Origin of the sequence: Halolactibacillus miurensis (genome assembly GCF_900116255.1) — a bacterium.
Classification (GTDB): domain Bacteria; phylum Bacillota; class Bacilli; order Bacillales; family Amphibacillaceae; genus Halolactibacillus; species Halolactibacillus miurensis.
Genome location: NZ_FPAI01000015.1, coordinates 61378 through 67577, shown reverse-complemented (window position 1 = coordinate 67577; position 6200 = coordinate 61378). Strand labels below are relative to the sequence as shown.

The following is a 6200-nucleotide window of genomic DNA, read 5'->3' as shown; positions in this document are numbered from 1 at the left end:
TGACATGTGTAGCTGACGAATACTAATCGATCGAGGACTTAACTAAATTTTTGTTTGATGATTGTTTACTTCTTATCTAGTTTTCAGGGTATAACCCTATGGTTTAGTGACAATAGCGAAGAGGTCACACCTGTTCCCATGCCGAACACAGTAGTTAAGCTCTTCAGCGCCGATGGTAGTTGGGCTTAAGCCCCGCGAGAGTAGGACGTCGCTAAGCAACTAAACCCCCTTTTAAGGTGTTCCTTAAAAGGGGGTTTTTGTGTATCTTTTTTATGGTTGAGTCGAGTGATTATTTATTCTTTGTGTTTTTACCCACTAAAATCCATGACAGTCTAATTAGTGTTATTAAGACAAAAGTACCGATTGCGATAGGCCATGGATTGATGCTATTATCTATATCGACAAATAGCGATGTCACAAAAGCTGCTAAAAAAGCAGTAAGAGAATAAATAATATACTGAAGTATGCCGTTTTTATCGATTTTCATTATTCTCTTTTCTTTCTACTTTCCTTTTTACGTCTCTAAAAAATTCAACAATGATGATACCAATTATTCCACCAATACTACTTATCCAAGCGTGCTGAAAATCCATCGGTTCACCTGTAAATAATGCGATAAGAAACACACCAAAAAAAGCACTAAGTATGAAGAGAATAAGTAATTTTACGGCGCTTCGTATTGAAGACTCACTCATTTATATAACCTCCTCTAATTACTTCGAAAGTAGGTATAAGGGTGACAAAGTAAACGAGTATGAAACCGATAAACTGAACACTCGCAAACATCCATTTCGGTTGTAGCGGCTTTAAAAATAGCCAGCTATAAATAACAGCTAAGTAAATAATCATCTGATAATGACCGTTACTTAACTCGAAATATAAGCTAAACAATAGCACAACTGGTCCCATTGTTAACCAAGCACGTTTCCATCTTTCGCTATTCTGAGTCCATTCTTCTTTTGTTAAAGATAACTCATGTAGACGCACGTTTGCCATATGCTCTTGTTTAAATAGTAGTAGATCAATGAATAGAACAGTTATAGCGGATAAAAAGGTTAAAGGTAGTAATTGATGCGTAATAATGATCGGTTGGATGAGAAATAGGCCGCTCTTAACTAAAAAAAGTAGCGTATACAGACGAATTTTCTGCCCTTGTTTAAATAGCCCGTAACAAAGCAGTTGAAACAAGAGAAAACCAGGCCAAATAAGAAAGACAATGAGAAAGGCTTTTGTGCCTGTAACGTCACTTGGTGAGGGTAATAGGAAAAGAACATAAATAAGTAACCATAAACTACTTATTGAAACGAGTTTAGATCGTGACTGCACTTATCTTATCCCTATTAACTTTGCTTTCTTTTTCGAAAAGCGAATCAATTCAAACATCGCCATTCCTATCCCAGTAAAGATACTGACAAAGACGGCACGTGAATAATCGACAGGCGTCTCTTTAAGTAAAGCTATGATTATTTGTCCGATGAAGCTACCAGAAGTAAAAATCACACCAGAAAGCAATGCGCGTTTTGTTCTCTTTTTTGAAGAATAAATAAGTTCAAACATCATCATCCCTATCCCAGTAAAGATACTGATAAATAGGACACGTGAATAATTAGTAGGTGTTTCTTTGAAGAGCTCTAACAAAATTTGTCCGATAAAGCTCCCGAAAGTAAAAATAACGCCAAAGAATAGCGCGTGTAATAGTGAACGTGTCATTATATTATCGCCTCCATTTTTTATAAAACTACATCGCTCGTGATCTGATAACTTCATTGTAACAGTTCTCCCATTATTTTGTAATGTTTAGCCTGTATTTTTTTGTAATAGCTGATTAAAATATGTGAAACATGGTGAGACTGAATGGCAAAAGGAGGCGTTACATATGACATGTTCCCTTTGTCATGAAACATCATCTGACTATTTACACTTGTACTACTTATCTATTTGCCCAGTTTGTGAGGAGAAGTTATTAAAGCTAAAACCAGAAACAAGTGAGTATCATTATCTTATCTATAAGTTAACTGAATGTCGGAAACGACAACAAAAAGCATCCATCTCTTAACGCATGACCTTGACGTGACTTTTCGTATTATAAGTCACATCAGGGTTCTTTTTTTACTTGTTTCACCATCCATTAAATGATATAACAAGAAAGAACCAAGAGATCTTCCCTTATATATTTAATATGATAAAGAAAAAAGATGATGTTAGAGAGGAGCATTTGATGTCAAAACAAATACGCATACCTTTATGGGAGAAACTTCAATCGGTTGCTAGTGAACATCCGATGTCCTTTCACGTACCCGGACATAAAAACGGCCAAGTATTACCGCATGAATCATGGGAAGTATTTCGTGACCTGATGCGTTACGATTTAACGGAGTTACCTGGATTAGATGATTTGTATCAACCTGATGGTGTTATTAAAGAGGCGATGAGTTTAGCACGTGACTTTTTTGATAGTCGGGAGACCTTCTTTTTAGTTAACGGTTCAACCGTTGGCAATTTAGCGATGATCCTTCAGTCGGTCTCTGTTGGTGATTATATTTTAGTGCCGAAAAACGTCCATAAGTCCGTTATTCATGGATTAGAACTAAGTGGGGCTCACCCGATCTTTATTGAACCAGACTATGATGAAACATTAAATCGTGCGATATTTCCACGCCTGGCTGATGTGAGACAAGCTTTTAACACGTATCCTATTAAAGCGATGATTATCACCTACCCTGATTACTTCGGAACCACAGGTGACTTGGAATCACTAATTACTTGTGTACATGAACATGAGGCCCTCATGCTCGTGGATGAAGCACACGGAGTACATTTATCACTGAGTCATAAAGACTTGCCACCATCGGCCTTATCGCTTGGCGCCGATTTTGTCGTTCAGTCAGCTCATAAAATGGCGCCGTCTTTAACACAAACAGCTTACTTACACGTAGGGAAGGGTTATGAGGGTGAGACAACACGCATCAAACACTACTTAGACATGTTGCAGTCCAGCAGCCCGTCATATTTACTTATGGCAAGTTTAGATGCTAGCCGAGCGTATTTAGCATCACAAACTCGTCACGATTTAGACCGGGTCATGGAATCTGTTAAGGCTGTTAAAGAGGTGTTAAGCGCACTGAATAGTGCCACCTTAATCGAATCTAATAAGCAAACGGATCCATTAAAAATCACCTTAAAGGCGCGTCCAGGTTACACGACAAAAGCAATAGAAACAGCCTTTCGGTCGCACGGAATTTATTTAGAATTTATAACGGATCAATATTTACTGTTTGTTCATGGACTAGCCCCGTTCACTAAGCTAGAAAAGTTACAAGAAGCTGTGAATGACTTGAATCACACATTAAAAAAAGCAGCAATTCATGATACAATGAAAGTAGTAAGAAAAAAGGTCCGACAACCACTTACAGAACTGGCACTTGATTATCAAACGCTCAGAGAGTGCCAATCAGTTTTTGTCTCATTAGAAGAGGCGATGAATTGTATTGCTGCTGAATCAATTGTTCCATATCCACCCGGCATTCCGCTCGTATTAAAAGGTGAACGGATAAATCAGGAAGCGATCCGGGCGATCAAGCAGCTAATAGTGGCTCAAGTGAATTTTCAAAATCAAGCTATTAGTGAAGGTGTGTTTGTCGTAAAGGAGATAGAATAGTGATGAAAGGCATATTTATTACATTTGAAGGCGGTGAAGGTGCAGGTAAATCAACCGTACTCGAACGAGTTGCAATGAAACTGCGTGACCTAAATTACGATGTATTAACAACACGTGAACCAGGTGGCATTCACATCGCAGAAGCGATTCGCGAAGTGATTTTAGATACGACGCACACAACAATGGATGCCAAAACAGAAGCTCTACTCTATGCGGCGGCTCGCCGTCAGCATTTAGTTGAAAAAGTCATTCCAGCACTTGAAAGGGGCAAGATTGTCCTGTGTGACCGGTTTATTGATTCTAGTCTTGCTTATCAAGGTTATGCGAGAGGGTTAGGTATTGATCAAATTTACACGATTAATCAATTTGCGATTGATGCTTGTATGCCATCACTGACACTGTGGTTTAAATTAGATCCATCCATTGGCTTAAAGCGCATAGAGAAAAATAATGAGCGAGAACAGAACCGTCTTGATTTAGAAACGCTCACCTTTCATGAAAAAGTCTATCAAGGCTATGCAGTACTAGCTGAACGATTTAGTGACCGGATTCAACCGATACGCGCAGACGTTACTGTAGAAGAAGTTACAGAGCTCGCATTAAATAAGGTGCTCAGTCATATCAATCAGTAAATGATAAAACATTGGAGGAATGGAAGATGAAATTAATTATTGCGGTTATTCAAGATAAAGATAGTCACCGGTTAATTGATGCTTTATCAGATAAAGAATATAAAACGACAAAACTATCAACGACCGGCGGATTCTTAAAAGAAGGTAATACAACGTTAATGATTGGTTGTGAAGACGAAGAAGTCGATCAAGCGTTAGATATTATTAAACATAAATCCAGTCACCGCGAACAAATGGTGGCACCAATCTCGCCTATGGGAGGTAATGCGGATTCGTATATTCCCCGTCCAATTAACATTGAAGTAGGAGGCGCGACGGTCTTTGTCTTACCTGTCGATAGTTTCTTCCAGTTCTAATAAGTAAAGGGAGACGCGTGCATGAAAATAAATAAAGATCTTTTAAATCAAATTGAAAAAAGCCAACGGCAACAACCGCTTTCCCCATCGAAGTCGGTTGATTTTCAAAAGCTCGTCCAAACCCAAGCCGATAAACTGCGGTCATTCCCTCTTGAACAACAGCTTGAAGAAATTAAAAAGCAAGGCGATAAGCTCGTTCGTTACCGGACACTGAGAGAGGTGGCGAAATATAAACGAATGGTGAAGAGTTTTATTAAAGATGCGACGTCAAAAGGGCTTGATTTAAGCCATCATCACAGTTTTAACTTTGAAGGCACGAACAGGCAACTGCATATCGTTAAAACGATTGATGAGAAGCTGATGGAAATGACTGAACAAATTACGACCGATGGTGCACGTTCGATTGACTTGCTTGGATTAATTGGTGAGATTAAAGGATTATTGATTAATTTGTATTCCTAAAACAATTAAGAGAAGAAATATGCTAAAATAACGGAAGAACGTGAGAGTGACGATCACTGATCTCACTCTTTTTCAACACGTGGAAGTTAGGTGGCTTTTTATGCAACGTTTTGAAGAACTCGAACAGATCCAGCCAGTGGCTGTTAAGATGTTAAAAAAAATGATTAACCATAACCGTATCGCACATGCGTATTTAATTCATGGTGACCCAGGCACGAAAAAACGGGCCATTGCCGAAACGCTTGCGCTTCGATTATTCTGCCGGGAAACAGAGACCGCTGAACCGTGCCTACAGTGCCGGGATTGTAAACGCGTGATTTCTGGGAACCATCCAGATTTACACTGGATTAAACCTGATGGATTATCCATCAAAAAAGAACAGATTGAAGCACTCCAACGTGAGTTTATTTATTCGGGTGTTGAATCTAATCGAAAAGTTTATGTGATTGAAGATGCTGATTTAATGACGGTGAATGCGAGTAACCGTTTGTTAAAGTTTTTAGAAGAACCGAGTCAAGAGACAACCGCGATTCTTTTGACGAAGAATCAACAACAACTCTTAGATACGATTCGATCACGCTGTCAAATGATTGCGTTACGTCCTTTATCAGGGAAAGCTATTGAAACAGCGCTAATCGAAGACGGCATCACGAAAGAAAATGCGCGAATTTTTCAAGCGATTGCCCCGCAATTAGAGGAAGCAAAAGCTTTAAATCAAGATGAGTGGTTTGCAGAAGCACGAAAATTAATGGTACAATTAGTAGGTATGCTGATAGATAAACCGCAGGAAACGTTGTTATTTATTGAAAAACATTGGATGCAACATTTTAACGATCGGGATAAATTGTTGCTCGGTTTAGATTTATTATTATTATGGTTTAAAGATCTTATGTATTTGCACATTGGAGACACAGAGCACATCGTGTTACTAAGCTATCAAGCTGAGTTAGAACGCGTGAGCTTACGCTATACAAGAAAAGATCTCGTGACTATATTATCAGCCATTACATCCGCCAAACAAAAGCTCAATCAACATACCCATCCAACCCTTGTGATGGAACAACTAACACTGCAGATGCAGAGGTGAATATA

General features: G+C 38.8%; 10 protein-coding genes and 1 rRNA gene. 8 read left to right on the top strand and 3 right to left on the bottom strand.

Features of this window, described 5'->3' with window-relative positions:
* The first annotated feature begins 102 nt into the window (after positions 1-102).
* Both rrf and BM390_RS15510 read left to right on the top strand, forming a co-directional pair.
* A 5S ribosomal RNA gene (rrf, locus tag BM390_RS10065) occupies positions 103-217 on the top strand.
* Positions 218-257: 40 nt separating this feature from the next.
* Positions 258-449 (top strand): hypothetical protein, encoded by a 192-nt coding sequence (locus tag BM390_RS15510; RefSeq protein ID WP_177220705.1) that lies wholly within the window; start codon positions 258-260, stop codon positions 447-449.
* 24 nt (positions 450-473) lie between these two features.
* Here the strand turns inward: BM390_RS15510 and BM390_RS10055 are convergent, their stop codons facing one another.
* Genes BM390_RS10055 through BM390_RS10045 form a run of 3 tightly spaced genes read right to left on the bottom strand, consistent with a single transcriptional unit; the run spans position 474 to position 1710 of the window.
* Entirely contained in the window at positions 474-695 is a 222-nt protein-coding gene (locus tag BM390_RS10055) for a hypothetical protein (RefSeq protein WP_062321700.1), read from the bottom strand.
* A complete protein-coding gene (locus tag BM390_RS10050) occupies positions 688-1326 on the bottom strand; it encodes a hypothetical protein (protein WP_062321698.1) in 639 nt (212 codons plus the stop codon). Before BM390_RS10050 ends, BM390_RS10055 begins: the two co-directional genes overlap by 8 nt.
* Positions 1327-1710 (bottom strand): hypothetical protein, encoded by a 384-nt coding sequence (locus BM390_RS10045; protein WP_062321696.1) that lies wholly within the window; start codon positions 1708-1710, stop codon positions 1327-1329.
* Between the two features lie 166 nt (positions 1711-1876).
* Between BM390_RS10045 and BM390_RS10040 the strand changes: the two genes are divergently transcribed.
* The 6 genes from BM390_RS10040 to holB all read left to right on the top strand — a co-directional run bounded on the left by BM390_RS10040 (position 1877) and on the right by holB (position 6195).
* The gene (locus BM390_RS10040) at positions 1877-2056 is read left to right on the top strand and encodes a sigma factor G inhibitor Gin (protein ID WP_082394496.1); all 180 of its coding nucleotides are present in this window, start codon (positions 1877-1879) and stop codon (positions 2054-2056) included.
* Between the two features lie 162 nt (positions 2057-2218).
* Positions 2219-3658, top strand: coding sequence for an aminotransferase class I/II-fold pyridoxal phosphate-dependent enzyme (locus tag BM390_RS10035; RefSeq protein ID WP_062321693.1), 1440 nt, complete (start codon positions 2219-2221; stop codon positions 3656-3658).
* Positions 3659-3660: 2 nt separating this feature from the next.
* Entirely contained in the window at positions 3661-4290 is a 630-nt protein-coding gene (tmk, locus tag BM390_RS10030) for a dTMP kinase (RefSeq protein WP_062321691.1), read from the top strand.
* Between the two features lie 26 nt (positions 4291-4316).
* Positions 4317-4646, top strand: coding sequence for a cyclic di-AMP receptor DarA (gene darA, locus BM390_RS10025; protein ID WP_062321689.1), 330 nt, complete (start codon positions 4317-4319; stop codon positions 4644-4646).
* 21 nt (positions 4647-4667) lie between these two features.
* Positions 4668-5108 carry a YaaR family protein gene (locus tag BM390_RS10020; protein WP_062321687.1) on the top strand — a complete coding sequence of 147 codons (441 nt, stop codon included), beginning with the start codon at positions 4668-4670 and terminating at the stop codon, positions 5106-5108.
* A gap of 100 nt (positions 5109-5208) precedes the next feature.
* Positions 5209-6195 carry a DNA polymerase III subunit delta' gene (gene holB / locus BM390_RS10015; RefSeq protein WP_089854617.1) on the top strand — a complete coding sequence of 329 codons (987 nt, stop codon included), beginning with the start codon at positions 5209-5211 and terminating at the stop codon, positions 6193-6195.
* Positions 6196-6200: the final 5 nt, after the last annotated feature.

Bases quoted from the DNA above. Each gene is read 5' to 3' on its own strand.
- holB (WP_089854617.1), top strand. From the start codon at position 5,209: ATGCAACGTTTTGAAGAACTCGAACAGATCCAGCCAGTGGCTGTTAAG.
- BM390_RS10040 (WP_082394496.1), top strand. From the start codon at position 1,877: ATGACATGTTCCCTTTGTCATGAAACATCATCTGACTATTTACACTTG.
- darA (WP_062321689.1), top strand. From the start codon at position 4,317: ATGAAATTAATTATTGCGGTTATTCAAGATAAAGATAGTCACCGGTTA.
- BM390_RS10045 (WP_062321696.1), bottom strand. From the start codon at position 1,710: ATGACACGTTCACTATTACACGCGCTATTCTTTGGCGTTATTTTTACT.
- BM390_RS10055 (WP_062321700.1), bottom strand. From the start codon at position 695: ATGAGTGAGTCTTCAATACGAAGCGCCGTAAAATTACTTATTCTCTTC.
- tmk (WP_062321691.1), top strand. From the start codon at position 3,661: ATGAAAGGCATATTTATTACATTTGAAGGCGGTGAAGGTGCAGGTAAA.
- BM390_RS10035 (WP_062321693.1), top strand. From the start codon at position 2,219: ATGTCAAAACAAATACGCATACCTTTATGGGAGAAACTTCAATCGGTT.
- BM390_RS10020 (WP_062321687.1), top strand. From the start codon at position 4,668: ATGAAAATAAATAAAGATCTTTTAAATCAAATTGAAAAAAGCCAACGG.